Raw genomic sequence first — 25,222 nt, forward strand, 5'->3', positions numbered from 1 at the left:
CAAAGCACTGCTTTGAGGTTGTAGATAGAACTGACGAAGTCAGTAACATATATATGGCAAGGCGACGTTGACGCGGTTTGAAGAGATTTTCAAAGAGTATTAGTTGTGAATCTGGTTCGGTAGTCCCAGATTATTCTTATTAGTAGGGTCTTGTTTTCTATGTCCCCTCGTAGCTAACAAGGCCTTGAGCATTTTAGAAAGAGGAATCTATGTCTACGAAATATATTTTTGTAACTGGTGGTGTGGTATCGTCTATTGGGAAAGGGATTGTTGCAGCGAGTCTGGGCCGTCTCTTGAAAAATCGTGGTCTCAAAGTAACGATTCAGAAGTTTGACCCTTATATCAATATCGATCCGGGAACTATGAGCCCTTACCAGCACGGAGAAGTATTTGTGACGGATGATGGAGCTGAGACAGATTTGGACTTGGGTCACTATGAACGTTTCATCGATATCAATCTTAACAAATATTCCAACGTGACAACTGGTAAAATTTACAGTGAAGTTCTTCGTAAGGAACGCCGTGGAGAATACCTTGGGGCAACTGTTCAGGTTATTCCTCATATCACAGATGCTTTGAAAGAAAAAATCAAGCGTGCCGCTCTAACGACTGATTCTGATGTCATTATCACAGAGGTTGGTGGAACTGTTGGGGATATTGAGTCCTTGCCATTCTTAGAGGCCCTTCGTCAGATGAAGGCAGATGTGGGGGCGGACAATGTCATGTACATCCATACAACCCTGCTTCCATACCTCAAGGCAGCTGGTGAAATGAAGACCAAACCAACTCAACACTCTGTAAAAGAATTGCGTGGATTGGGAATCCAGCCAAATATGTTGGTTATTCGTACAGAAGAGCCAGCTGGTCAAGGAATTAAAAACAAACTGGCCCAGTTCTGTGATGTAGCACCAGAAGCCGTTATCGAATCGTTGGATGTCGAACATCTTTACCAAATTCCACTGAACTTGCAGGCACAAGGTATGGACCAAATTGTTTGTGACCACTTGAAACTAGACGCACCTGTAGCGGATATGACAGAGTGGTCAACTATGGTGGACAAGGTCATGAACCTCAAGAAACAAGTTAAAATTTCCCTTGTCGGTAAGTATGTGGAGTTGCGAGATGCCTACATCTCAGTGGTCGAAGCCTTGAAACACTCTGGTTATGCCAACGACGCAGAAGTGAAAATCAATTGGATCAATGCCAATGATGTGACAGCAGAGAATGTGGCAGAGCTCTTGTCTGATGCGGACGGAATCATCGTACCAGGAGGTTTTGGTCAACGTGGTACGGAAGGTAAAATCCAAGCCATCCGCTATGCGCGTGAAAATGATGTTCCAATGTTGGGTGTCTGCTTGGGCATGCAGTTGACTTGTATCGAGTTTGCTCGTCACGTTTTAGGACTTGAAGGTGCTAATTCAGCAGAGCTTGCACCAGAAACAAAATACCCTATCATTGATATCATGCGTGATCAGATTGATGTTGAGGATATGGGGGGAACCCTTCGCTTGGGACTTTATCCATCTAAGTTGAAGCGTGGCTCTAAGGCAGCGGCTGCTTATCACAATCAAGAAGTGGTGCAACGCCGTCACCGTCACCGTTATGAGTTTAACAACGCCTTCCGTGAGCAGTTTGAGGCAGCAGGCTTTGTCTTCTCAGGTGTTTCTCCAGACAATCGTTTGGTCGAAATTGTGGAAATTCCTGAAAATAAATTCTTTGTAGCGTGTCAGTATCACCCTGAACTGTCAAGCCGTCCAAATCGTCCAGAAGAACTCTACACTGCCTTTGTCACTGCAGCAGTTGAGAACAGTAATTAGCCAAATCAGAACCTTTGAGAAGAATCTCAGAGGTTTTTTGCTTGCATATTTAGGATAATATTTGCAATTTAAAAACATAGTGATATAATTAACATAAAAAATCCTAAGGAGGATCTACGATGAAAAAAATCACATTATTTGGTTTGTCTCTAGCAGGTCTAGCTTTACTGGCTTTTCCTCATTCAGGGCAGGCATTTGAGCTTAAAGAAGAATGGGTTGTCAAGTGTGGAGTGCAGTATCAAGATGGAAAGATTCTTCGATTCAACAATGGCCATGAAGTAGATATTAAAGTATTGGATTTGCCAAAAAACGAGAAAATCGAGTGGACGGTCAGTCTCAATGGTCAAGATCAAACTGTCAATTTCCTAGGTCAAGAAAAGGACAAGTCTATGATGGGCGTAGAGGGGCGTTACCTGAATTTCTATGTTCCATATGGCTATAGAGGAGATATCAAGGTCGAGGCTAAGAGCGGAAACGAAGTGAAGACCTGGTTAACGAAAGTTGTGGATGATATTCATAATGATAGTGGAAAGAGAGGTTATTATCGTATTGAAGAATCAAATAATCAATACACCTACCTTGATACAAAATGGGATTATCAAACCAAGACTTACACTGCTACCTTACCAGAGACTGTCAATGGTCAAAAAGTCTTTGCTTGGGCAGACTATAGCAATGGCGAGTTGAAACTTGAAAAACTAAAGTCTATCAGTCACAAATATGATGGAGGAGCTTTCAAAGAACTTTATCCGATTGTAAAAGCAGAAAGCTGGCTAAAATCAAATCAAAACTGGTACTATCAAAAACAAGGTCAATTAGTGCAGAATGATTGGGTTAAGGACAAGGGAACTTGGTACTTTATGAATGATAAAGGGATCATGTTCAATCAAACTTGGCTATATCAAGGTGGCAACTGGTATGCCTTTAAATCATCAGGAGGCATGATTGCTAGTGACTGGTTTTACGACCAAGGCAAGTGGTACTATTTATCAACTTCAGGAGCCATGAAAGCAAGCACTTGGGTTTATGATAAGGGAGAATGGTATTATGTAAGTTCTTCTGGTGCCATGCTAGCGAATGATTGGGTCAAAGATAATGGCAAGTGGTATTATCTAGCTTCATCAGGTAAGATGCTTCGCAATACCTACACACCTGATGGTTACTACGTTGGCAACTCAGGTGTCTGGCAATAAGAATAATACTCTTCGAAAATCTCTTCAAACCACGTCAGCTTCATCCACAACCTCAAAACAGTGTTTTGAGCTGACTTCGTCAGTTCTATCTACAACCTCAAACTACAACCTCAAAGCAGTGCTTTGAGCAACCTGTGGCTAGCTTTCTAGTTTGCTCTTTGCTTTTCATTGAGTATAAGAAGTCCTTTTCCTTAAAGGAAGAGGCTTTTTACTTGCTTTTCTGCTGCTTCCTCATTTGTCCTAAAGCCTTTTTTGTGTTAAAATGAATGGTATGAAAGCTAAAAAAATGTGGATAGCAGGTCTGGCTCTGCTAGGTATTGGAAGCCTTGCTCTTGCTACGAAAAAAGTTGCAGATGACCATAAGCTCAGGAAGACTCAGGAAGAGTTGACAGCGATTGTGCGAGACCATTTTTCAGACATGGGAGAAATTGCGACCCTCTATGTTCAAGTTTATGAAAGCAGTCTAGAGAGCTTGGTTGGTGGCGTCATTTTTGAGGATGGCCGTCATTATACCTTTGTCTATGAAAATGAAGACCTAGTCTATGAGGAGGAAGTTTTATGATACAACCAGCAAGTTTAGAAGAATTAGCATCCTTAGTAGAAAAAGATGGCAAGAAGGTCTTTCTTTTTGTAGCAGACTGGTGTGGTGATTGTCGTTATATCTATCCTGCCTTGCCAGAAATTGAGGAGACCAATCCAGAGTTCACCTTTATTCGAGTGGATCGAGACCAGTACATGGATCTAGCTAAACTCTGGGATGTTTACGGAATCCCTAGCCTTGTTGTTCTAGAAAAGGACAAGGAAATCGGCCGTTTTGTCAATCGCGACCGTAAAAGCAAGCAACAAATTAATGACTTTTTAGCAGGACTGAAATAGGAGAAAAGAAAACAATGATTTTTACATATAACAAAGAACATGTCGGTGATGTCCTTATGGTCATCGCGAAAAATAGCGGAGATTCCAAACTAGATGTGGAGCGTAAAGGCAAGGTAGCCCGTGTTTTTCTCAAAGATAATGGGGAAACAGTGGCTTGGAATATTTTTGAAGTTTCAAGTTTATTTGAAATTGCAGAGCGCGGTCAAGTCTTTTTATCAGATGAACAGGTCGCTCGTTTGAACCAAGAATTACAGGCGGAAGATTTTACAGAAGAAATTGTCAATGACAAGGAACCTAAGTTTGTTGTTGGTGAAATTGTCGAGATGGTAGCCCATCCTGATAGTGACCACCTCAACATCTGCCAAGTTGCAGTTGCAAGTGACAAGACAGTGCAAATTGTTGCCGGAGCACCTAATGCGCGTGTCGGTCTGAAAACCATTGTAGCTCTTCCAGGGGCTATGATGCCCAAAGGCAATCTTATTTTCCCAGGCGAACTTCGTGGTGAAAAAAGTTTTGGCATGATGTGCAGTCCTCGTGAATTGCAGCTGCCAAATGCTCCGCAAAAACGTGGTATTATTGAATTATCAGAAGACCAAGTTGTCGGAACTCCATTTGATCCAGCTAAGCACTGGACTCTTTAGGAAGTTGTCAGTATCTGAATCACCAGATAGAAGGAAATAAGATGGCAAAAAATGTTGTGATTACAGGAGCGACATCAGGTATTGGTGAAGCAATTGCGCGTGCTTATCTGGAGCAGGGTGAGAATGTCGTTCTAACTGGACGACGGACAGACAGGTTAGAAACCCTTAAGTCGGAGTTTGCAGAAACTTTTCCAAATCAAACCGTCTGGACCTTTCCACTGGATGTGACGGATATGGCTATGGTAAAGACTGTTTGCTCTGACATTCTAGAAACGATAGGGCGGATTGATATCTTAGTCAACAACGCCGGACTGGCTCTAGGTTTAGCACCCTATCAGGACTATGAAGAGTTGGATATGTTGACCATGTTGGATACCAATGTCAAAGGTTTGATGGCAGTTACTCGCTGTTTCTTGCCAGCAATGGTAAAAGCCAATCAAGGTCATATCATCAACATGGGGTCAACCGCAGGAATCTATGCTTATGCGGGTGCAGCTGTTTATTCAGCTACCAAGGCAGCAGTTAAGACCTTTTCAGATGGTCTGCGAATTGATACCATCGCAACGGATATCAAGGTGACCACCATTCAACCAGGAATTGTCGAAACAGATTTCTCTACAGTTCGTTTTCATGGTGACAAAGAGCGTGCTGAGGCGGTCTATCAGGGAATCGAAGCCTTGCAAGCTCAGGATATTGCAGACACAGTGGTTTATGTGACCAGTCAACCTCGCCGTGTGCAGATTACAGATATGACCATTATGGCCAATCAACAGGCGACAGGTTTCATGGTTCATAAAAAATAAAAAATTTCCTCGAAAAGTTACAAATTTCTGTAACTTTTTTTGATTTCCTACGAATAGATAAGTAGGAGGAAGAAAATATGTATAATAAAGTTATCTTAATCGGACGCTTGACGTCTACACCAGAATTGCACAAAACCAACAATGACAAGTCAGTAGCACGAGCAACTATCGCTGTGAACCGTCGTTACAAAGACCAAAACGGTGAACGTGAAGCTGATTTTGTCAACATTGTCCTATGGGGCAGACTAGCAGAAACATTGGCAAGCTACGCAACTAAAGGTAGTCTTATCTCTGTGGATGGAGAACTTCGTACACGTCGCTTTGAGAAAAATGGTCAAATGAACTATGTGACTGAAGTACTTGTGACAGGATTCCAACTCTTGGAAAGTCGTGCCCAACGTGCCATGCGTGAAAATAATGCAGGCCAAGATTTGGCGGATTTGGTCTTGGAAGAGGAAGAATTGCCATTTTAAGCATTAAAAAGTCTGAGTTGCTCTCAGGCTTTTTATCTTGAGAAAGTCAGACTTTTTCCTTGACTATTTCTGACCAAGTGATACAATAGAACTATGGTTTAGCACTCAGGTATAAAGAGTGCTAATACTATCTATCTCATCATGGAGGAAATCAGATGTTGAAACCATTAGGGGACCGTGTGGTCTTAAAAGTAGAAGAAAAAGAACAAACTGTTGGAGGCTTTGTCCTTGCAGGCTCAGCCCAAGAAAAAACAAAAACAGCCAAAGTTGTAGCTACTGGACAAGGTGTTCGTACCTTGAACGGTGATTTGGTTGCCCCAAGTGTTAAGCCTGGCGACCGTGTCTTGGTTGAAGCCCATGCAGGTATTGATGTCAAAGATGGCGATGAAAAGTACATCATCGTAGGCGAAGCTAACATCTTGGCTGTCATTGAAGAATAGAAGGAGAAAGTAAGTATGTCAAAAGAAATTAAATTTTCATCTGATGCTCGTTCAGCTATGGTCCGTGGTGTCGATATCCTTGCAGACACTGTTAAAGTAACCTTGGGACCAAAAGGTCGTAACGTTGTTCTTGAAAAATCATTCGGTTCACCCCTCATCACCAATGACGGTGTGACCATTGCCAAAGAAATTGAGTTGGAAGACCATTTTGAAAATATGGGTGCCAAATTGGTATCAGAAGTAGCTTCAAAAACCAATGATATCGCAGGTGACGGGACTACAACTGCAACTGTTTTGACCCAAGCAATCGTCCGTGAAGGAATCAAAAACGTCACAGCAGGCGCAAATCCAATCGGCATTCGTCGTGGTATTGAAGCAGCGGTTGCCGCAGCAGTAGATGCCTTGAAAAATAATGCCATCCCAGTTGCCAATAAAGAAGCCATCGCTCAGGTTGCTGCTGTATCTTCTCGTTCTGAAAAAGTTGGTGAGTACATCTCTGAAGCCATGGAAAAAGTTGGTAAAGACGGTGTCATCACTATCGAAGAGTCACGTGGTATGGAAACAGAACTTGAAGTTGTAGAAGGAATGCAGTTTGACCGCGGTTACCTTTCACAGTACATGGTGACAGATAGCGAAAAAATGGTGGCTGATCTTGAAAATCCATACATTTTGATTACTGACAAGAAGATTTCAAATATCCAAGAAATCTTGCCACTCCTAGAAAGTATTCTCCAAAGCAATCGTCCGCTCTTGATTATTGCGGATGATGTAGATGGTGAAGCTCTTCCAACCCTTGTATTGAACAAGATTCGTGGAACCTTCAACGTAGTAGCAGTTAAGGCACCTGGTTTTGGCGACCGTCGCAAAGCTATGCTTGAAGACATTGCCATCTTGACAGGCGGAACAGTTATCACAGAAGACCTTGGTCTTGAGTTGAAAGATGCTACAATTGAAGCACTTGGTCAAGCAGCGAGAGTAACTGTGGACAAAGATAGCACTGTTATCGTAGAAGGTGCTGGAAATCCTGAAGCTATTTCTCACCGTGTTGCGGTTATCAAGTCTCAAATCGAAACTACAACATCTGAATTTGATCGTGAAAAATTACAAGAACGCTTGGCAAAATTGTCAGGTGGTGTCGCAGTCATCAAAGTCGGTGCTGCAACTGAAACTGAGTTGAAAGAAATGAAACTCCGTATCGAAGATGCCCTCAACGCTACTCGTGCAGCTGTGGAAGAAGGAATCGTTGCAGGGGGTGGGACAGCTCTTGTAAATGTTATCCCAGCAGTGGCTGATTTGGAATTAACAGGAGATGAAGCGACAGGACGCAATATTGTTCTCCGTGCCTTGGAAGAACCTGTTCGTCAAATCGCCCACAATGCAGGATTTGAAGGATCTATCGTTATCGATCGTTTGAAAAATGCTGAAGTTGGTACAGGTTTCAACGCAGCAACTGGCGAATGGGTCAACATGATTGATCAAGGGATTATCGACCCAGTTAAAGTGAGCCGTTCAGCCCTACAAAATGCAGCATCTGTAGCCAGCTTGATTTTGACTACGGAAGCAGTCGTAGCTAATAAACCAGAACCAGCAGCTCCGGCTCCAGCCATGGATCCAAGCATGATGGGTGGCATGATGTAAGCTTTCTATAGAAAACAACTTATAAAAAACACAAAAGGAGGGAATGTCTATTCCTCCTTTTTATGATATTCACTTCTAAATTGATTTGAGCTCTCTTAACTTATATGATAAAATAAGACTAGAAAAAGGAGAAGAACATGATCGATGTAGAAGAAATTCTGAGCAAGATGAACCCCAATCAGAAGATTAATTATGACCGTGTTATGCAGAAGATGGTACAAGTATGGGAGAAAAATGAGCAGCGCCCAACCATTCTCATGCATGTTTGCTGTGCCCCTTGCAGTACCTATACTCTAGAATATTTGACTAAGTATGCAGACGTGACTATCTATTTTGCTAATTCCAATATCCATCCCAAGGCAGAATACCATAAGCGTGCCTATGTGACTAAAAAGTTTGTCAGTGATTTCAATGAGCGAACTGGCAATAACGTTCAATACCTAGAAGCTCCTTATGAACCTAACGAATATCGTAAACTGGTTCGAGGTTTGGAAGAAGAGCCTGAAGGTGGCGACCGTTGCAAGGTTTGCTTTGACTACCGACTGGATAAGACAGCTCAAGTGGCTATGGACTTGGGCTTTGACTACTTTGGCTCAGCCTTGACCATCAGTCCTCATAAGAATTCTCAAACCATTAATAGTATCGGAATCGATGTGCAAAAAATTTATACAACCCACTATCTTCCAAGTGATTTCAAGAAAAATCAAGGCTACAAACGTTCAGTAGAGATGTGTGAAGAGTATGACATCTACCGTCAATGTTATTGTGGATGCGTCTATGCAGCCCAGGCTCAGAATATTGACCTTGTTCAGGTCAAGAAGGACGCTACAGCTTTCTTGTTGGATAAGGATGTGGAAAAAGACTATTCCCACATCAAATTTACTGTTACAAAATTGGATATATAAGGATAAGCCCAGCTGCAAAGCTGGGTTTTTATACTCTTCGAAAATCAAATTGAAAATCAAATTCAAACCGCGTCTACGTCGCCTTGCCGTATATATATGTGACTGACTTCGTCAGTCTTATCTATAACCTCAAAACAGTGTTTTGAGCAATCTGAGGTTAGTTTCCTAGTTTGCTCTTTGATTTTCATTGAGTATTAAAATAAAAAACCAGGGATTTCACCCTAGTTTGACAACTTTACCGATTCTTTAGTTCTACATAGCGCTTGTACCAAATGTTTACATAGGCTTCTGAGAAAGGACCACGTCCATTGTTAATCCAATCAACAAGAATTTTGACATGTTCTTTTAAAATATAGTCCAAATCATCAGAATAATTCATTTTGCGTTTGTGACGCTCATACTCCTCAACGTCCAAGAGACGTTTTTCCCCATCTGTAAAAATTTTAACATCTAAATCGTAATCAATATACTTCAGTGCTTCTTCATCCAGATAGTAGGGGCTAGCCATATTGCAATAGTAGGAAATCCCATTATCACGAATCATGGCAATGATATTAAACCAATATTTCTTGTGAAAGTAAACAATAGCCGGTTCTCGAGTGACCCAACGACGACCATCACTTTCGGTAACCAGTGTATGATCGTTGACACCAATAATGGCGTTTTCTGTTGTTTTTAGTACCATGGTGTCCCGCCAAGTTCGGTGGAGACTCCCATCATGCTTATAACTTTGAATTGTAATAAAGTCGCCTTCTTTTGGAAGCTTCATAACTAACCAACTTTCTACAATTTATAAGTTTATCGTTTACTATTGTACCATAAAATTGCCTAAAATCTGTGAATTTTACATGAAAATATTAAAGATATTCTCTGAGAGCGCTTGCTATATCCGAAAAATCATAGCCCTTTCGTGCTAAAACTTGGGTTAAACGCTGTTTAAGTTCGTATCCTTCATACTTTCGGGCATATTTAATATATTGCTTATCAAGTTCCTTAAAGATGAGTTCCTGAGTCGTTTCTTGGTCAACTTGACTCTCCAACTCGTCAAAAGCAACTTTAGCATCAGAGTAAGAGAAGCCCTTGTTAGTCAAGTTCTGGATAATCTTATCTTGCAAGGCACGAGCTGGAAGTTTTCCCTCATATTTTTTCAATAGTTTATTAGCTACACGTTGAGCAACTTCCGAAAAATCAAATTCTTTCAGAATCTCTTCTATAGTAGCTTTTGAAATTCCTTTTTGTGCTAATTTCTGAATCAGTACATAAGGCCCCTTATCTCCTGAAAGTTGATTGGCATTGATGATAGCATAAGCGTACTGATCATCATTAATCCACTTATCTTCTTTAAGATTAATAATAACTTTAGAAGCTATGTTTTCATCAATATCGTATTTTTTTAGATATTCTCTGACTTCTTTTTCAGTGCGCGCTTTAAAGGATAGGTGGTAGAGGGCTAGATTCTTACCATAAGAAAATTGAGCAAAGTCCTGAATCTCTTTCAATTCCTCTTCGCTTATCACCTTATCTCTCGATAGCATAAAACGCACAATTGTATCTTCAGTAATATAGCATTTGTCGTCATTATCAAGCTCCATCAGATAGAGTCTTTTTTTCTTTTCAAGTTTTGTGATTTTCATAGTTCTATTATAACTCAAAATGTGAGAAAAAGCTGAAACCCCTTGATATAGCCGTTTTTTGTCCCTTAATGATGAATTTTAAGAACTTTTTAGGAACTTTGTAAATTCTCAATGGCTTTTTCATAAAAGGAAGTCGCCTTTTTCTTATTGTCTTTGGATAGGTGGCTATAGATGTCCATAGTCATAGAAAGTTTTGCATGGCCTAGCCGTGTTTGGATTTCTTTGTAAGGAAGTCCTGCATTGAGCAATAGACTAGCGTGGGTGTGTCGAAAAGCGTGGAAACTTAAATGAGGACATCCAGCCAGTTTTAAATGCTTTTCTAGTCTGAATCTGAGCGCTCCAGCTTCTCTATAATTGTCAAAGGTATCAGAGAACACTTTTTCAAAAGTTACCCCTATTTCCCTACCTATTTGGGATTGTCTTGCTTTATAGAGCCGAAGCATGAGTACCGTTTTGGTATCCAGAGCTATTTCTCTAATACTACTTTTACTTTTAGGGCTAGTGATTTCCTTGAGGGTGTTTAAAGTCTTGGTAACTGAAATGTTACCGTTTTGTAGGTCAATATCAGACCATTTCAAGGCTAGACACTCACGAATACGCAAACCAGTCGCTAGAAGTGTCTTATATAACACCGTATCGGAGAAATTTTTATAAGTGTTTGGCAACTGATCCAGATAATCTAAGAATTTTTTTAAATTGTCGTCATCCAGATATTTCAGTTTTTTCCCTTCTTTGGGTTTGCGACGTGGGACGATGATATCACTAGCTGGATTTGAAGCAATGACTTGCAAGGAAACGGCATAGGATAATATGCGTTTATTTAAGGCATGGAGCTGGTTATATTGCTGATAACCTTTTCCTAGTTGATTGTAATCTATTGCCCACTGGTTTACCTGGTGCTGAATGATTGGGGGTGTCAGCTTATCCAACTTGTAGTCTCCAAAGGCTGGTAGGAGATACTTTTTTATGTTGTTTTTTGCCCCTATAAGGGTGCTATGTTTGACTGTATGGCAATAATTTTCTAGCCAGAGTTTCGTCAATTCCTGATAGGTGGTAACATTAACGGTTTTTGTGACTGTTGAGCCGTTTTTTTCAAACTCTACCTTGGCTTGGATAGCCTTGCTTTTGAGTCTGTTCTTGGTTCTGTCTGAAATAGTTGTCTTGACTTTCTTACCTGTTACGGTATCGATACCAAGATAAACGCTGGAACGGTAAACTACTGATCCATCTTTCTTTTTGTATTCTGTAATTTTCATGGTTTTACTCCTTTTCCATCAGCAGGCAAGCAATTAGAAAAGGTTTTGAGTTTATACCATGCGAGGAGCTACGAACCTCCCCTTATTTTCGATTTTAAGCAGTCAGACGGTAAATTGTACCAGAATATGAAACAAGGCGGATATGTGGCTTATATGGGGTTTGGGAAAAGTCCATATATTACAAGTAGTTTTATCTTAATGTGTCAGTGATATTATACCAATTATTCGGAAATCCAAGTGTGTCCAATACAATGCCGGCTTCAATGGAGTGCGCTTTTTTATTTAGAGCTTTGGTTCTTTTAATAATAGTGTTATGTAATTGAGCGTATTGTGTGGAAGCAAGTAGGCATTGTAAGGCAAGAAAAACATAATATACAGATTGTCTTGATGTATTGGCATTGTTATTGTAATAGTGGAAATAAGCTAATTGTGGAAGATTCTCACGACATTTATAATTGAAAAGCTTATTATTATGAGCAGTGATATTTCTAATTTCTAGTATATTTTTAATAATACTTTCTAAAGCCTTTCCACTTAAAAGGTCTTTACTAGGTCTATTTTGGATGTATTCAATATTTTCTTGTAAGAATGGTGATAAATCTCTAGCTATCTGATTTTTTATATCAGTGTTTAGATTTCTATAAAAGTTAAATGCTTGCCCTAATGTAAGTTCATTGATGATAACCCAGAAAGGAACAACGCCATGTTGTTTATAGTGGTGCTTTATAGAATTGTTTTGCTTATCCCTATTATAATCATTGAGTATTCTAGCTAATATACTGATTAAATTAGTAATTTGTGCTAGCCTTTTTGTATCTTTTTGTGTTTCAAAATTATTAATATCTAGATAAGCGTATGGTGTTGGATATGCTTCTGAAAAACGATATGCCAGTACGGATTTAAAGTGTTTTTCTGCATCTATAATTGCTTTTAAAAAAGCTGATTTAATTTCTTTATCGTAAAAGTGTGTTGCAGCTATTTCTCTAAAGTCTGCACCAGTTATAAATTTATCTTTTGATGTTTGAAAAAACTTACTATATCCGTTGACGACGTTGTAATAGTTGTTAGTTAGAAGGTATCTTTTACATTCTTCTATGTTATCTATTTCTAAACCTCTAGACTGGAGAAGTTTTATTTGTTCATCTAATGTTTGAAATGGTTTCATATATGTTCCTTATATACAAAAACACCACCTAGTAGAACTAGGCGGTGTTTCGCGTACTCTGTTCCCTTGGGAGCAGAAACTCTTCTCATTGCCTAATAATACTGTAATTTTGAGTTTTTGTCAATCTTTTTGGTTTGTTTTTTAAAAATTTTTGAGTATCGAAAAATCTCAACGCTGGGAAAGTTCGCTTTTTTCGTCCTAAAAATGTCCCTTCCGTGTTGTTTCGTAGTCCATGATTCTCCGTTATATTTGTCAATTTTGCCGTTTTTTGCACTTTAGTCTGTAAAATCGGCTTTCTATTCTTCAATTTCCCCTGTTTTTGCACAATAGATCTTAGAAATAAGGGTGCTATTTATCAGATAAGGATTTTAATAAGTTTAATACTATTTGCTTATCTTTTGGGGATAGGGATATGAAATCTACCAGTAATTGAGTTTCTTGAGGGTTCAATGTTCCAAGAGTAAATAGAAAATCATTTAGCTTCTGATCTGCTTCATTAATGATTCTATCATCTGATAAATATTTTTTTATTTCACGATTACTTAACTCATTAAAATTTGGAATGAGGCTTTTTAAAATTTCTTCACGATACTTACTTAAAAAATCTTCATCTTTTAAAGTCAATAAATTCTCTTTACCATCAGCTATTTTTAGTTCATAGTATGCTCTAAATGCTTTAAAAAATGCTTCATCAGAGCCATCTTTTTGACTTAAATTTTTTACAGATTCAATGAAATTGTTTTCATAACCAAGTAAGCGAGCAACGCTTACCCCAAAGTGGTTAGCGAGTAGCTGGGCTTTATCTGGTTTGATAGTATGTTTATTATTTTCCCAATTAGATATCACCATTTTGGATATTGGTTTTTCGTTTTCTTTTAGTTCTTTATTTATTATTTGAGCTAATTCATCTTGAGTTATTCCCTCTTTGGTTCTTAGAATCTTTAGTCTATTTTTTATTGTTGACATTTTATCACCTCAGTTAAATTATAACCGCTAAAAAAACTTTTGTAAAGTTTTTATTTATTTCCTCTTGACAAGTAAAGAAAAACATTATATACTTGGTCTAAGTAAAGATAAACTTTACAAATAAGAAAGGAGGGAACTGTATTGCTTATCACCTCAACACAAGCAAAAGCAATTCGCCGAAAGCAAGCGGACAAGAATTTGACTGCTAAAAGAGCCAGCGAGGAAATTGGAGTGAATCCAATTACTTACAGGAAAATCCGAGACGGAGGCGAAGTAAAGCCTAGCATTTACCAAAAAGCCATGCAGTGGCTTGCTGAAGATTATTAGAAAGGAGCGAACCAATCGTAATACTACTCTACATTTATAGATTTCTCATGTGGTGCTTTACCACTGGAGATTGATAAACGGATCTAGCTAAATATTTGCTTGCTACCTATAGCAGTATCAAGGGTTTGTAGGGGTTCATATTCTCCGATTTTCCCCTACTTTAATGCTTTACCTTGGTACTGTTTTAGGTGGCAAGCACTGACAAAAGAAGAAAGGAGCGAACCAATGGAATTGGTTTACATGGACGGCAAGAAAGAGCCGTATACTACGAGCGAGATTATCGCTGAATGTGCTGAAGTACAGCACCATACTATTACACGCTTAGTCAGAGACAATAAAGCTGATTTTGAAGCGTTGGGAATACTTGGATTTAAAATCCATAAATTAGATAAGAGAGGGCAACCGAAAAAAATCTATCTTCTGAATGAGCAACAAGCTACCTTGCTGATCACTTATCTAAAGAATACCGAACCAGTACGGCAATTCAAAATGAACCTAGTCAAAGCATTCTTTGAAATGCGTGAGGAACTTTCTAAACGCTATCTTCAAAGAGAACTGGAAAAGCCAAAGCGCAAGACCTTAACCGAAGCTATCAAATCATGGGAGAAAGCGCCTCAGCATGCCTATAGCACTCTTACAAACCTACTGCTAAAGGGAGCGACTGGGAAAAACAAAGCCCAACTCATGCAAGAGCGAGAAAGTGAAAACGGTATTGACAGTTTAACAAGTGATGAACTGACAAACTATCAACGATTGGAAGATATGGCAATAGCGATGATCAACTTGAATATGAGATATTCAGAAATTAAAGAACTAATTTTTAAAGCATAGGAGTATAGAAAATGGAAAATGATTTTAAGACAGTTACAAATGCCAAGGGTTTAGAAATTCCTAAGTATTTCAAGGATTTTAAAAAGCTAGTTGAGAAAGACAGACAACTAGCCGAATATCTTTGTATGAACTACGAGGATTTGGACAGTGAAGACCTGGGCGCATTTCTTGAAACGATGGAGCAGGGATTTAGCTGGATTCTGGATCTTATCGAAAGTAAAGACTTGCTTTATAGCCCCCAGACAGGGAAGAAAGCATGAAGAAAGGTAACAAAAAAAGTCACTTGCGGAGAGTTTGGCGACCGAAGCAAGCGACAAGATTAAAGGTATAGATATTTTTTCTATACCTTGATTATAGCATAATACAGCGGTTTCCGCTAGTACATTGAAAATAAAATAAGGTACGCTGGGAAGATTTTAAATTTTTTTCGGTTTAGGGGTTGACTTAAAGGGTACACCGTTATATAATAAAAGTGTACCCCGAAAGAAAGAGAGGTCAAAAATGGGGAAAACATTAGGACGACCTAAAAGTGATAACCCAAAAAACAAGCAACTAAAAATTAAAATGACTGAACAGAATTTTAATGATTTAGAAGAACTTGCCAAAAAGAAAAGCATGACTAAAACAGATATAGTCATGCGAGGGATTGAGCTTGTAAAGTCTGAACCATAACGAAACCGCCTACCGTGTCACTTGTTTGGCGACAGAACACGATAGACGGCGATGCACCACAAATGAGGTACGTAAATATCTTATCATGCGTACTCTTATTTGTCAAACACAGAAATAGAGTGCGCTTTTTGCGTACCCAAAAAATGAGGTATACAATGGGAAAACAACATCAAGCAGTAAAATTCAAGGATATTGCTGAAAAATTGTCCGAATTAGAGGGCAAGAATTTAGAAGAAATCGCTGGAGTATTAGGCTATCGCAACTTGGAGAGTTGCAGGGTCAACCTTTACAATCTGAGACAAAACAAGCGTCTAGGATTTGAAGTAGAAAAAGGGGTGTACTCCAAGTTCGCACTCTTGGACGATTCGGTAAAAGAGGAACTGGAAGACAAGGAATTGTCAGACCGTGGGCGCTATTTGAAGAGCGTAGATCGCTATAAGGCAATGCTAAACGCCTTTTCTATCGCCTTTGATAGCACAGTCAAGGCGGAAACCAGACAAAAAGCAGAACATGACGGCTTGAAAGCCTTGGACAGAATCCCAGATAAGCACTACGCCCTACTTTATGACATGATGGAGGGCTAGGATGGAAGCAAAAACTCACTTCGCTAGATTCATGCGTCGAGGGATGGAACTAGCAAGGCAATTACATAGCAAGGAAATCCAACGTGATGAATTTGATAGAGCCTGGAAAAGATTAGGCGATCAAATCGAAAACGAAACGAAGAAAAACTAAGAAAACCGAAGTGCAGGCAAGCAATTAGAAAAGGTTTTGAAAAACGAGTGCTGACACGGCGATTCTAAGCACTTGTTTAGCGGAAATGTGGGTATTTACCCACGAAACATCACTACATGCGTCCGCCAACTAGGGGCAAAAGCCCAGCGTTTGGAGTGGTGCTAATCGTGTATAGGAAACAGGAAAACCAAAAGAAAAAGGTAAAGATATGAATGATTATTTTAAAGAATTTGAAAAAGAGTTGGTACTTGTAGAGGAAAAGCTAGATATTTTATCAGATTGGCATAATTCTAAGAATCATATTGGCGCAATGGAAATTGTTGAAAATTGTAATTCAGTAATTACTAATCTATGGCTAAGTTTTTATAAATCATCTGAAGCGTACAAGATGCAGGAAGCGAGTCATGAAGAATTTTATAATAAGAATGTTGAGAACTTACTGGGAGAATTAAAAAAATATGATGATGAGTGTGCAGAAATGTACAATAAAAAACCTGACTGGTTACTATTCAATTACTTAAATCAAGTAATAAACGAAAACAAGTTAAGTAATGGTATTACTCATGAGACTGCTTCAACTTGGACGTATTTACGAAGTTTAGTAGTTTCTGATTTACAAAAAAGAGGGCTTTTAAAATGACTCTAGACCTATACAACATGACACAAGCAGAATTTGATAACTTCATGGCTGTTTTAAAAGTAAACAATCCGAATTTATTTCAGTTTATCGCTGATTTTATCAATAAAAAAGTAACCGTTCAAGAAGTTGAAGCTTTCCAAAAGATGGAGCCTGAAGTGCAACAGTTATATATCAAGAATTACAAAGCGAGGGCATAGCATGAATGAACTAGATTTAAGCAATACACAGGCGCTTATTTTTACCGTGATTTTGATTGGCTTTCTAATTTACCTAAACCATCGAGACCGCAAAAAGAGCGCTCAAATGGAGCGAGAAAATAGGAAACTAGGAGAAAGTCCTAGCGAGAGTTTAAGCCCTGACTATGGGAGATATATCCAACTTGCAAGCATTAAGCCGTGGAGGTGACGATATGTTTGAAAGGATGATTGAAGAACTTCAAATAAAAATATTAGAAGCCTTAGAACGTTACCTAAAAAGTCATGAGAAAATACCTCCCCGAATCATTGGACCGATTTCCGCAAAACGAGTACAGGAAGAGTTAGATATAAAATATCTGACCTTACAAAAATGGGAAAGAATGGGCTTGAAACGTTATCAGCCTCCAGGAGACGATAGCAGAAAAGTTTATTATAAAGTGGACGACATCCGTAAGTTTATGGGGGTGGGAGAATGAGAGTGATAGAGTTAACCTTGTCTAGTGACAAATTAGCCTTATTTGGCTTTCTTAAGTCTACCCCTACCCAAGTTTGGAAAAATGGGGAACACTTCAAATTTGTCTACTTTGAACCGATTGGCGAAGCGCTAACGAATTTCCACTATAAAGGCTTGTATGTGACTGTTAAAGACGAAAAAGAGGAAGTAGAGGGTTGGAGGTTAGTTAGAGACTTGGAGATAGTTTTGGCCAGTCCTGACTTGCTGACGATCCTGAAAGAATTAGAGGTAAACAAATTGACCGAGCAACGGCAGGGGCTTGGAGTGGAGTTAAAAGGCTGGTTTTTTGACCTGATTTGTAATGGCATTTATACTAGGTATGAGACTTCACTTTTTGTCCGCTTGCTATTTGTGAATGGCTACAGTTTTAGTCAGCTGGTAGATTTGTTTTCAGCAATCGTCAAACGCAAAGACCTAGCCAGCTATTTCCTAGAAATAGCGACAAAATTCTATAAGGAGGGGGCTTTTGAATAACAATGACATTGTAAATAAAATCATTAAAGAGGATCAGCAACAAATACCCCCTACCGTGGTAGACTTGACTCAAGCAAGGGAGACAAGTGAGGAACATAATAGCCTAGATTTAACTCCTAAAACAAAAGGAAAAGGCTTTGTCATCACCTTGGACAATCTCAAGAAGATTTTGAGCGGAGATAGCAAGCTAAAAGGGGCTATACAGTACAACACTTTTACATATGAAATTGACGTTACCAAGTCCATTAAGTTAAATGGTAGAACCTTGAGCGGAACAATCGATGACCTGATTATCAGAGAGATTAGGGCTTATATTGCTACTAAGTACAAGATGGATTATAAAAAAGGAGATATCGCTGATATCTTGGAAGTTGTGGCTGGAGAACATAGCTACAACCCTTTAAAAGACTATCTGGAATCTTGCGAAAGCGAGTATAAAGAGTTAGTGAATCAGCGTGATCCCTTTGATATTTTAAGGCATTATCTCAATATCAAGGATGATGAATATAACCGTATTATCATGGACTTGTTTTTCCGTGGAGCGGTTGCCAAGGTGTTTGACCCTACTGTTAAGTTTGACTTTGTACTGGACTTGACTGGAAGGCAGGGAGTAGGGAAGACCCAATTTTTTGAGGGGCTATTCACTCACAAGTATTTTACAACCGTTGAGACCTTCACAGATAAAGATGACAAGGCTAGAATGGTAAGAAACTGGTGTGTCTTTGATGATGAGATGGTGGCTAGTAAATGAGGTTAGAAGCCGTTACAAGTTTGTAGATGAAACCATTGAGGATTTGGAGCGCTATTTAGGCACTCCTTACCCAAAAAGAATGTATCAGTTCCCGACCACAGACAGGACGCGATGCTATTATATCTATGATATGATGAACGAGGGATACTATAGAAATAACAGGGGCGGAACGGTTGAACTGGACACAGACACCTATGGCGAGCTGGTAGATAGGGATAAGATGACCATTAACCTATTTTTTCAAGAGGTGTATTTGACTGACAAAGTACCGCCAAAGGATAAGGCTAAGGTTAAAAAGTATATGCAAAACCGAGACAGCTGGGAACATAGACGATCAACAAGATTTGGTAAAAGTATTAAACCAGCTTACGTCAAAAAAATGTAGTCAGTGTAGTTTATTTTTAAAAAGTGACTACATTTTAAATAGGAAGAAAACCCTTGATACATAAGGGGTTAGAAAAAAGTGTTGTTTTTACTATTTTACTGACTACACAACTAAACCCTTGGTATTATTGACTTTTATATAAAAATGTAGTTATTTTCTATTTATTAAAGAGTATATGAAGATAAGATATAAAAGGCGTTTATTGTTTATTTTTTTGGGAGCAAGGTGACTACATGACTACGCATGGCGAAAAGCCTTGTGACTGTAAGGCGGATAGCGTAGTCACTAGATATCCCAAAATGACTACACTTTTTTATGAACTCTAAGAATTTTTTTAAGAGAGGTTTAGAAATGAAAGTAGTTGAACCTATTAGAGATACTGATGACATTGAAAGAATTAAGGACTTTTTGAGAAGGAAGAATGAACGAGATTACGTATTATTCCTATTTGGAATTTATACAGGTTTACGAGTTAGTGATATTATTCCAATTAAAGTCAAACAAATCATAGAAGATAAAATTGAAATAAGGGAGAAAAAGACAGGCAAAATAAGACGTTTTCCAATTAATCAACAGTTAAGAAATGCCTTAAATCAATACATTGAGAATAAACAACTTAAAGAATATGATTTTTTATTTCCGAGCAGAAAAAGAGAGAATGGCAAGGGGGTAAAAATTTGTCATATTTCAAGAACTCAAGTGTATAAAATTTTAAAAGAAGCTGGAAATAAATGTGGGATTGAAAATATAGGAACCCACTCAATGAGAAAGACATTTGGCTATCATCATTACAAAAAGAATGGTGATGTAGGTATTCTACAAAGAATATTTAACCATTCAACACCAGAGATTACACTTGGATATATTGGCTATACTCAAGACGAACTAGACCAGAGTATACTAACATTTGACTACTAAATAGACTTTCTATTTAACATAATGAGAAAATGTAAATTCAAAAATAAGAAATAGGCCTATCCCCTTGATATAAAAGAGATTATAGAAAGTGCTTGAAAGTCACAAAATAGAAGATATGTTAAATATATGGCGCCAAAAAAGAGAGGAAAAACAGATGAATCAAAGCAAAGATTACACTCCATTTCTACAGGATAACTTTATTATCTTTAACAAAAATGGTATAATAGAGATGAAGAAAATACCAGACTTTGGTAGCGTGGTATTTACTAGTCAAGATGGCAACATTGTCCAGATTGAAACAACAATTAAAGAAAGATAGCTGACTAGACAACTAGAGGCGTAACATTAAAGCTAAGTAGCTTTTTTGTTGCGTCTCTTTTTGTTTTGAGAAAGAGGAATTAATGAGGAATAAAGACCCAGTAGAGAGTTGAAACCAATAAGCACAATCACAAAGAATCAAAAGAAATGAGGAATAAAAGAACATGGAAACATTACAAACTATTGAAACTAAAATTGACAAACTGATTGAACAGAATAAGAAAGCTATTGAGACGACTGAGGAGGAACTGGTTAAAGCAAACCAAGCTGTTTCAGACGCTCAAGCCAAACTTGTACAGGCTCAAAAAGAAATCAACTCAGAAAAATATGTTGAAGCAAAAGGTGACCTATGGACGGCAGAACGTACAAAAGAATTTCATGAGGGACGTTTGAAAGAATTAACTAGAGATCCATTAGTTACCTATGAAGAATATCATGCGTTGATTGCAGATATCTTTAGATTAGCCGATGAAGAGCAGGATACTTTCTTCACTCCAGCAGTTGCCAAACTAATGGAAATTATAACACTTGGAGATAATGCTATTAAGGCAAGGGAACGTGTAAACGAGGTTCTTAAAAAACTTGAAAAGGATATCTCTAAAAATAATGAAGATTATAAAAAAGCTAAGAACGGCTGGATTTTAAGTGATTTCTTTTCAGGTTTATCTTATACACCAAGAAACGCCCTATACGGATATCAGTATAGTTTGAAAGAAATGGCTGAGAATTTCAAAAAGGGGCAAAGTTAAAAAAGCCCCCTCCCCCCTTCAGCTATCCCCCTACTAAAAAATAGAAAGATGAGGTATATAGAATGACCCTACCTACTGGTAAGTTTGATTTAAACGAATACGGGAAGTATTTAGCGGAAAAGTCTGCTGAGATTTATGAAGAGAAAACTAGACAAGCAGTTGACGCGATGGAGCGACATAGACAAGAATGTTTAGCAAGAGACGCCAAGTGGCAAGCTATCATAGATCGTTCTGGTGAACTATTAAAAGAAAAGAAGGAAAGAAAGCACCAGCAAGAGATTGAACGCTTGACGGAAGAAAAACGCAAAGAGGTTGATAGAGAAGTTAGTCAGCGCCTATCAATGCCTGATGAACACCAGAAAAAACTCAACAAAGCGATGAGCGAAATGCTGAAAGGTTTATCTTAAAGATTCTATAAAAGTAATTAGAAAATATTTTTTGTGAAAGAGGCTGGAGCAACCAGGGAGAAGATGGGGGGATATCCCCCTCCCCCTCGGAGCTTCAGGACTTCACGCCATCACTGTACATATTTTCTCGCGAGCGAGAAAGACAAAAAGGAGTAAATAGGATTGAATGAAACCACTTTAACTAGAAAATGCTCCAAGTGTCATGAGACTAAAGAATTATCTAGCGAAAACTTTTATAGGAAGCATTCGGACAAGAAAGGTTTCTCAAAAGTTTGTAAGCTATGTAATAAAAAGAAAGACGCAGAGCGTTACCAAAAGAAAAAAGACAAGATATTGACCCAAAAGAAACGATACTATAGACGGCAGAAAGAGCGTCAAAATGCAAAAGGCAGTTTACTCAAAGGAGGTGAAAAGTAATGGAAGATATATTTCCTAGTCTACTCCAGAAAATTAAGGCCGAATTTGAAAAAGCTAGGCTTGATAGTGAGATTCTGGAAGAGTTACTAGAAAAGTTAGAAGAGAATAAAGCTAATTATCTGGACGCCAATCAATATGCTATAGAAATTGGTGAAATACTCTCAAAGGTTTTAGGAACTTACTTAAGTAATGAAAGCCTACCAGATGGCAAGATGTACTATAATATCGCTAAACGATTGCTGGAAGATGTTTTAGGTCGAAACTATGACCTTGTAAGTGATTATACTGAAAAAGTTCAAGAAGATTTAAACCTTAGGGCTAACCTTCGCATTCCTGCTCAAGTTCCTGAGTTGAATCAAGATAGGATTGATGGCTTAGTCAATCGTTTAGCTAGTGAAGATGATTTTGGGGCTGTAAAATGGTTGGTGGGTGAAACGATCGTTAATTTTACCCAAAGTATTGTAGATGATACGATTCAAAAAAACGTGGTATTTCAGTATAAAGCAGGACTTAGCCCTAAAATCACTAGACGAACGGCTGGAAAGTGTTGTAAGTGGTGCCAAGAACTGGAAGGCAGTTATAAATATCCTTCAGTTCCCCATGATATTTATAGACGTCATAGTAATTGTAGGTGTACCGTTGAATATTATCCGCAAGATGGTAGACGGCAGAATGTACATACCAGAAAATGGAGTAATATCAATCAAGAAGATGTGGAGCGTCGAAAACAGATAGGTATAGAGTCTGCTGAAGAACGTAAAAGAAAACGAGATGAAAGAATTGCTAAGTTTGGGAATCCTAGAAGAAGATTAAGCTAGGCATAAGTTACAGGAGTAGAAAGGTTGTCGTTAAAAATGGAGCTGGATAAGTTTAAAACGATGATGAACGTCAGAAAGCGGATGACTTACTTTCTGAGATTCCAGAGGATGGCAGGAAGTGAAAACCAAGTTACAATAGATGAAGAGGCTTGGAAACTTGTCCTACCTGATCAGTGGAATTTGACTAGTAAGCATGAAAAGGCAATCAGAGAGAGTCTAGAAACATTTGTCCATGATATCAATAAGATAGAGAACAAGCGAGCCAGAAAATACTTTATTATCCATTATTGTTACATGAGGAAGAAAACGGTAAGTGAATGTTTAGAAATTGCTGGGACAAAATCCACTAATTATCATAGATACAAACAGATAGCTGTCTTAAACTTTGCTAGAATCCACCAGAACGGAGAACTAGAAGCATATAAGTAGCCATCAGCTGAATAACTGGAGTCTAGGACGCCCCGTTTTAGGGCTTCATCATATAGAACTCCATGAATCAACTAGAAACCCTTAGAAATGAATCTAGGGGATTTTAGATTTCTGAATATATAGGTTAGTGATATATGGTATAATGGTGATAGGTAATAAAAAAAGCACGTTTGACCGTGCTAGTTTCTTGCCTGCTGAACTCATCATATAGTTAGTGTAGTGGCTCCTTTGTGGGGCTTTTTTTGTGAACATTTTTAGGAACTTTTAAAGAATTTAAAGAAAATATAAGGAAATATGATTTTAAAGAAAATCAGGAATATCAAGGCCTTTACTTACTAATGAAATATAAAAATCAAGCGGTAGCGGAATAACTCAAAATGTGATAAGATAGGGGTATGAATCTGAAAGTGAAACAAAAAATACCATTAAAAATCAAGCGCATGGGAATTAATGGTGAGGGAATCGGCTTTTATCAAAAAACATTAGTCTTTGTGCCTGGTGCTCTCAAAGGAGAAGATATCTATTGTCAGATTACTTCTATTAAACGCAACTTTGTTGAAGCAAAGCTACTAAAGGTCAACAAGAAGTCTAAATTCCGAGTTGTGCCAGCTTGTACTATTTATAATGAATGCGGAGGTTGCCAAATCATGCACCTGCATTATGATAAACAACTGGAGTTCAAGACGGACTTACTTCATCAAGCGCTAAAAAAATTTGCCCCTGCAGGATATGAAAATTATGAAATCCGCCCGACGATTGGAATGCAGGAACCCAAGTACTATCGTGCCAAGTTACAATTTCAGACTCGAAAATTTAAAAATCAGGTCAAGGCGGGCTTATATGCACAAAACTCTCATTACTTAGTAGAGTTGAAAGACTGCCTGGTACAAGACAAGGAAACTCAAGTGATTGCTAATCGTCTAGCAGAATTACTTACTTATCACCAGATTCCAATCACAGATGAGAGAAAAGCTCTAGGTGTCAGAACTATAATGGTCCGACGAGCTAGAAAGACTGGACAGGTTCAGATTATTATTGTTACAAATCGTCAGCTTAATTTAACCCAACTAGTGAAAGACTTAGTTAAAGATTTCCCAGAAGTTGTGACAGTAGCTGTGAATACAAATACAGCTAAAACCAGTGAGATTTATGGTGAAAAGACAGAGATTATCTGGGGAGAAGAGAGTATTCAAGAAGGTGTACTAGATTATGAATTTTCACTATCTCCTCGAGCTTTCTATCAACTAAATCCTGAACAAACAGAAGTCCTCTATAGTGAGGCAGTAAAAGCGCTGGATGTTAATAAAGAAGACCATTTGATAGATGCTTACTGTGGAGTTGGAACGATTGGATTTGCCTTTGCAAAGAAAGTTAAAACACTCAGAGGCATGGATATTATTCCAGAAGCCATTGAAGATGCTAAGCGAAATGCTAAAAGAATGGGATTTGACAACACACATTATGAAGCTGGAACTGCAGAAGAGATTATTCTTCACTGGTACAAGGAAGGCTACCGAGCAAATGCTCTGATTGTAGATCCACCACGTACAGGCCTAGATGATAAGTTGTTAGATACAATTCTGACCTATGTACCAGAAAAAATGGTCTATATTTCTTGCAATGTTTCGACCTTGGCTCGTGATTTGGTAAGGTTAGTAGAAGTCTATGATATCCATTATATCCAGTCGGTCGATATGTTCCCGCACACCGCTCGAACTGAAGCAGTTGTAAAATTAATTAAAAAAGATAAAAAAAGTAGTTGACAAAGTTTAAAAAGTGGGTATAATAGTAAGAGTTGAAAATAACAACTCAGGTCCGTTGGTCAAGGGGTTA

36 protein-coding genes are annotated in these 25,222 nt (G+C 38.4%); 31 read left to right on the forward strand and 5 right to left on the reverse strand.

Annotated features, from left to right (window positions below):
- Nucleotides 1–209 precede the first annotated feature (209 nt).
- The 10 genes from ADG81_RS00785 to ADG81_RS00830 all read left to right on the forward strand — a co-directional run bounded on the left by ADG81_RS00785 (nucleotide 210) and on the right by ADG81_RS00830 (nucleotide 8,786).
- Nucleotides 210–1,817 carry a CTP synthase gene (locus tag ADG81_RS00785; protein ID WP_049550616.1) on the forward strand — a complete coding sequence of 536 codons (1,608 nt, stop codon included), beginning with the start codon at nucleotides 210–212 and terminating at the stop codon, nucleotides 1,815–1,817.
- A gap of 119 nt (nucleotides 1,818–1,936) precedes the next feature.
- Nucleotides 1,937–3,010, forward strand: coding sequence for an N-acetylmuramoyl-L-alanine amidase family protein (locus tag ADG81_RS00790; protein WP_004258765.1), 1,074 nt, complete (start codon nucleotides 1,937–1,939; stop codon nucleotides 3,008–3,010).
- Between the two features lie 262 nt (nucleotides 3,011–3,272).
- Entirely contained in the window at nucleotides 3,273–3,572 is a 300-nt protein-coding gene (locus ADG81_RS00795) for a DUF4651 domain-containing protein (protein WP_004241576.1), read from the forward strand.
- A complete protein-coding gene (locus ADG81_RS00800) occupies nucleotides 3,569–3,886 on the forward strand; it encodes a thioredoxin family protein (RefSeq protein WP_000615777.1) in 318 nt (105 codons plus the stop codon). The genes ADG81_RS00795 and ADG81_RS00800 overlap by 4 nt, the downstream gene beginning before the upstream one ends.
- Before the next feature lie 14 nt (nucleotides 3,887–3,900).
- Nucleotides 3,901–4,527, forward strand: a complete 627-nt coding sequence (gene ytpR / locus ADG81_RS00805) for a YtpR family tRNA-binding protein (RefSeq protein ID WP_049550617.1) — start codon at nucleotides 3,901–3,903, stop codon at nucleotides 4,525–4,527.
- A gap of 41 nt (nucleotides 4,528–4,568) precedes the next feature.
- Complete coding sequence (locus ADG81_RS00810) at nucleotides 4,569–5,330, forward strand: SDR family oxidoreductase (protein WP_049550618.1); 762 nt, start codon at nucleotides 4,569–4,571, stop codon at nucleotides 5,328–5,330.
- Between the two features lie 77 nt (nucleotides 5,331–5,407).
- Nucleotides 5,408–5,803: a single-stranded DNA-binding protein gene (locus ADG81_RS00815; RefSeq protein WP_000282434.1), complete on the forward strand. Its 396-nt coding sequence runs from the start codon at nucleotides 5,408–5,410 to the stop codon at nucleotides 5,801–5,803.
- Between the two features lie 155 nt (nucleotides 5,804–5,958).
- Nucleotides 5,959–6,243, forward strand: coding sequence for a co-chaperone GroES (groES, locus tag ADG81_RS00820; RefSeq protein WP_049550619.1), 285 nt, complete (start codon nucleotides 5,959–5,961; stop codon nucleotides 6,241–6,243).
- Between the two features lie 15 nt (nucleotides 6,244–6,258).
- Complete coding sequence (gene groL, locus ADG81_RS00825) at nucleotides 6,259–7,881, forward strand: chaperonin GroEL (protein WP_049550620.1); 1,623 nt, start codon at nucleotides 6,259–6,261, stop codon at nucleotides 7,879–7,881.
- Nucleotides 7,882–8,018: 137 nt separating this feature from the next.
- The gene (locus ADG81_RS00830; protein ID WP_020900987.1) at nucleotides 8,019–8,786 is read left to right on the forward strand and encodes an epoxyqueuosine reductase QueH; all 768 of its coding nucleotides are present in this window, start codon (nucleotides 8,019–8,021) and stop codon (nucleotides 8,784–8,786) included.
- A 235-nt stretch (nucleotides 8,787–9,021) separates the two neighbouring features.
- On the opposite strand, the gene ADG81_RS00835 is transcribed toward ADG81_RS00830, so the two are convergent.
- From ADG81_RS00835 to ADG81_RS00855, 5 genes are all read right to left on the reverse strand, one after another.
- The gene (locus ADG81_RS00835; RefSeq protein ID WP_000775316.1) at nucleotides 9,022–9,555 is read right to left on the reverse strand and encodes a nucleoside tri-diphosphate phosphatase; all 534 of its coding nucleotides are present in this window, start codon (nucleotides 9,553–9,555) and stop codon (nucleotides 9,022–9,024) included.
- Between the two features lie 88 nt (nucleotides 9,556–9,643).
- The gene (gene recX / locus ADG81_RS00840) at nucleotides 9,644–10,420 is read right to left on the reverse strand and encodes a recombination regulator RecX (RefSeq protein WP_049550621.1); all 777 of its coding nucleotides are present in this window, start codon (nucleotides 10,418–10,420) and stop codon (nucleotides 9,644–9,646) included.
- A gap of 89 nt (nucleotides 10,421–10,509) precedes the next feature.
- On the reverse strand, nucleotides 10,510–11,676 hold the full coding sequence (locus ADG81_RS00845) for a tyrosine-type recombinase/integrase (protein ID WP_000704673.1): 1,167 nt from the start codon (nucleotides 11,674–11,676) through the stop codon (nucleotides 10,510–10,512).
- A gap of 190 nt (nucleotides 11,677–11,866) precedes the next feature.
- Complete coding sequence (locus tag ADG81_RS00850; RefSeq protein WP_000802143.1) at nucleotides 11,867–12,841, reverse strand: Abi family protein; 975 nt, start codon at nucleotides 12,839–12,841, stop codon at nucleotides 11,867–11,869.
- 348 nt (nucleotides 12,842–13,189) lie between these two features.
- Nucleotides 13,190–13,807, reverse strand: coding sequence for a helix-turn-helix transcriptional regulator (locus ADG81_RS00855; protein ID WP_000104073.1), 618 nt, complete (start codon nucleotides 13,805–13,807; stop codon nucleotides 13,190–13,192).
- A gap of 141 nt (nucleotides 13,808–13,948) precedes the next feature.
- Here ADG81_RS00855 and ADG81_RS00860 point away from each other — a divergent pair, with 141 nt between their 5' ends.
- From ADG81_RS00860 to rlmD, 21 genes are all read left to right on the forward strand, one after another.
- Nucleotides 13,949–14,134: a hypothetical protein gene (locus ADG81_RS00860; RefSeq protein WP_000909284.1), complete on the forward strand. Its 186-nt coding sequence runs from the start codon at nucleotides 13,949–13,951 to the stop codon at nucleotides 14,132–14,134.
- 225 nt (nucleotides 14,135–14,359) lie between these two features.
- Nucleotides 14,360–14,965, forward strand: a complete 606-nt coding sequence (locus ADG81_RS00865; RefSeq protein WP_000424679.1) for a Rha family transcriptional regulator — start codon at nucleotides 14,360–14,362, stop codon at nucleotides 14,963–14,965.
- Nucleotides 14,966–14,976: 11 nt separating this feature from the next.
- On the forward strand, nucleotides 14,977–15,225 hold the full coding sequence (locus ADG81_RS00870) for a hypothetical protein (RefSeq protein WP_000426573.1): 249 nt from the start codon (nucleotides 14,977–14,979) through the stop codon (nucleotides 15,223–15,225).
- A gap of 241 nt (nucleotides 15,226–15,466) precedes the next feature.
- Complete coding sequence (locus ADG81_RS09870; protein ID WP_000520760.1) at nucleotides 15,467–15,637, forward strand: hypothetical protein; 171 nt, start codon at nucleotides 15,467–15,469, stop codon at nucleotides 15,635–15,637.
- Nucleotides 15,638–15,792: 155 nt separating this feature from the next.
- Nucleotides 15,793–16,221, forward strand: coding sequence for a hypothetical protein (locus ADG81_RS00875; protein ID WP_000517935.1), 429 nt, complete (start codon nucleotides 15,793–15,795; stop codon nucleotides 16,219–16,221).
- 1 nt (nucleotide 16,222) lies between these two features.
- Nucleotides 16,223–16,372 (forward strand): hypothetical protein, encoded by a 150-nt coding sequence (locus tag ADG81_RS09875; protein WP_000387644.1) that lies wholly within the window; start codon nucleotides 16,223–16,225, stop codon nucleotides 16,370–16,372.
- A 208-nt stretch (nucleotides 16,373–16,580) separates the two neighbouring features.
- The gene (locus ADG81_RS00880) at nucleotides 16,581–17,012 is read left to right on the forward strand and encodes a hypothetical protein (protein WP_001000878.1); all 432 of its coding nucleotides are present in this window, start codon (nucleotides 16,581–16,583) and stop codon (nucleotides 17,010–17,012) included.
- A complete protein-coding gene (locus ADG81_RS00885; RefSeq protein WP_000171280.1) occupies nucleotides 17,009–17,209 on the forward strand; it encodes a hypothetical protein in 201 nt (66 codons plus the stop codon). Before ADG81_RS00880 ends, ADG81_RS00885 begins: the two co-directional genes overlap by 4 nt.
- 1 nt (nucleotide 17,210) lies before the next feature.
- The gene (locus ADG81_RS09965; protein ID WP_080977999.1) at nucleotides 17,211–17,417 is read left to right on the forward strand and encodes a hypothetical protein; all 207 of its coding nucleotides are present in this window, start codon (nucleotides 17,211–17,213) and stop codon (nucleotides 17,415–17,417) included.
- Between the two features lie 4 nt (nucleotides 17,418–17,421).
- Complete coding sequence (locus ADG81_RS00890) at nucleotides 17,422–17,685, forward strand: hypothetical protein (RefSeq protein WP_049550623.1); 264 nt, start codon at nucleotides 17,422–17,424, stop codon at nucleotides 17,683–17,685.
- The gene (locus ADG81_RS00895; RefSeq protein WP_049550622.1) at nucleotides 17,682–18,197 is read left to right on the forward strand and encodes a hypothetical protein; all 516 of its coding nucleotides are present in this window, start codon (nucleotides 17,682–17,684) and stop codon (nucleotides 18,195–18,197) included. Before ADG81_RS00890 ends, ADG81_RS00895 begins: the two co-directional genes overlap by 4 nt.
- Entirely contained in the window at nucleotides 18,190–18,948 is a 759-nt protein-coding gene (locus ADG81_RS00900) for a virulence-associated E family protein (RefSeq protein WP_239668514.1), read from the forward strand. The genes ADG81_RS00895 and ADG81_RS00900 overlap by 8 nt, the downstream gene beginning before the upstream one ends.
- Nucleotides 18,923–19,333, forward strand: a complete 411-nt coding sequence (locus tag ADG81_RS09970; RefSeq protein WP_239668515.1) for a hypothetical protein — start codon at nucleotides 18,923–18,925, stop codon at nucleotides 19,331–19,333. The genes ADG81_RS00900 and ADG81_RS09970 overlap by 26 nt, the downstream gene beginning before the upstream one ends.
- Before the next feature lie 351 nt (nucleotides 19,334–19,684).
- Nucleotides 19,685–20,251 carry a site-specific integrase gene (locus ADG81_RS00905; protein ID WP_000869410.1) on the forward strand — a complete coding sequence of 189 codons (567 nt, stop codon included), beginning with the start codon at nucleotides 19,685–19,687 and terminating at the stop codon, nucleotides 20,249–20,251.
- Between the two features lie 115 nt (nucleotides 20,252–20,366).
- The gene (locus tag ADG81_RS00910) at nucleotides 20,367–20,570 is read left to right on the forward strand and encodes a DUF2292 domain-containing protein (protein ID WP_239668516.1); all 204 of its coding nucleotides are present in this window, start codon (nucleotides 20,367–20,369) and stop codon (nucleotides 20,568–20,570) included.
- Nucleotides 20,571–20,733: 163 nt separating this feature from the next.
- Nucleotides 20,734–21,318: a hypothetical protein gene (locus ADG81_RS00915; RefSeq protein WP_000449363.1), complete on the forward strand. Its 585-nt coding sequence runs from the start codon at nucleotides 20,734–20,736 to the stop codon at nucleotides 21,316–21,318.
- 62 nt (nucleotides 21,319–21,380) lie between these two features.
- Complete coding sequence (locus ADG81_RS00920) at nucleotides 21,381–21,725, forward strand: hypothetical protein (RefSeq protein WP_000174707.1); 345 nt, start codon at nucleotides 21,381–21,383, stop codon at nucleotides 21,723–21,725.
- Between the two features lie 162 nt (nucleotides 21,726–21,887).
- Nucleotides 21,888–22,142: a hypothetical protein gene (locus tag ADG81_RS00925; protein WP_001006386.1), complete on the forward strand. Its 255-nt coding sequence runs from the start codon at nucleotides 21,888–21,890 to the stop codon at nucleotides 22,140–22,142.
- Complete coding sequence (locus ADG81_RS09975) at nucleotides 22,142–22,960, forward strand: hypothetical protein (protein WP_000389424.1); 819 nt, start codon at nucleotides 22,142–22,144, stop codon at nucleotides 22,958–22,960. Before ADG81_RS00925 ends, ADG81_RS09975 begins: the two co-directional genes overlap by 1 nt.
- Nucleotides 22,961–22,996: 36 nt before the next feature.
- The gene (locus ADG81_RS00935) at nucleotides 22,997–23,389 is read left to right on the forward strand and encodes a hypothetical protein (protein ID WP_000417893.1); all 393 of its coding nucleotides are present in this window, start codon (nucleotides 22,997–22,999) and stop codon (nucleotides 23,387–23,389) included.
- Nucleotides 23,390–23,784: 395 nt separating this feature from the next.
- A complete protein-coding gene (rlmD, locus tag ADG81_RS00940; RefSeq protein WP_001050266.1) occupies nucleotides 23,785–25,152 on the forward strand; it encodes a 23S rRNA (uracil(1939)-C(5))-methyltransferase RlmD in 1,368 nt (455 codons plus the stop codon).
- Nucleotides 25,153–25,222 lie beyond the last annotated feature (70 nt).

This window comes from Streptococcus pseudopneumoniae, assembly GCF_001070815.1.
Lineage (GTDB): Bacteria > Bacillota > Bacilli > Lactobacillales > Streptococcaceae > Streptococcus > Streptococcus pseudopneumoniae_P.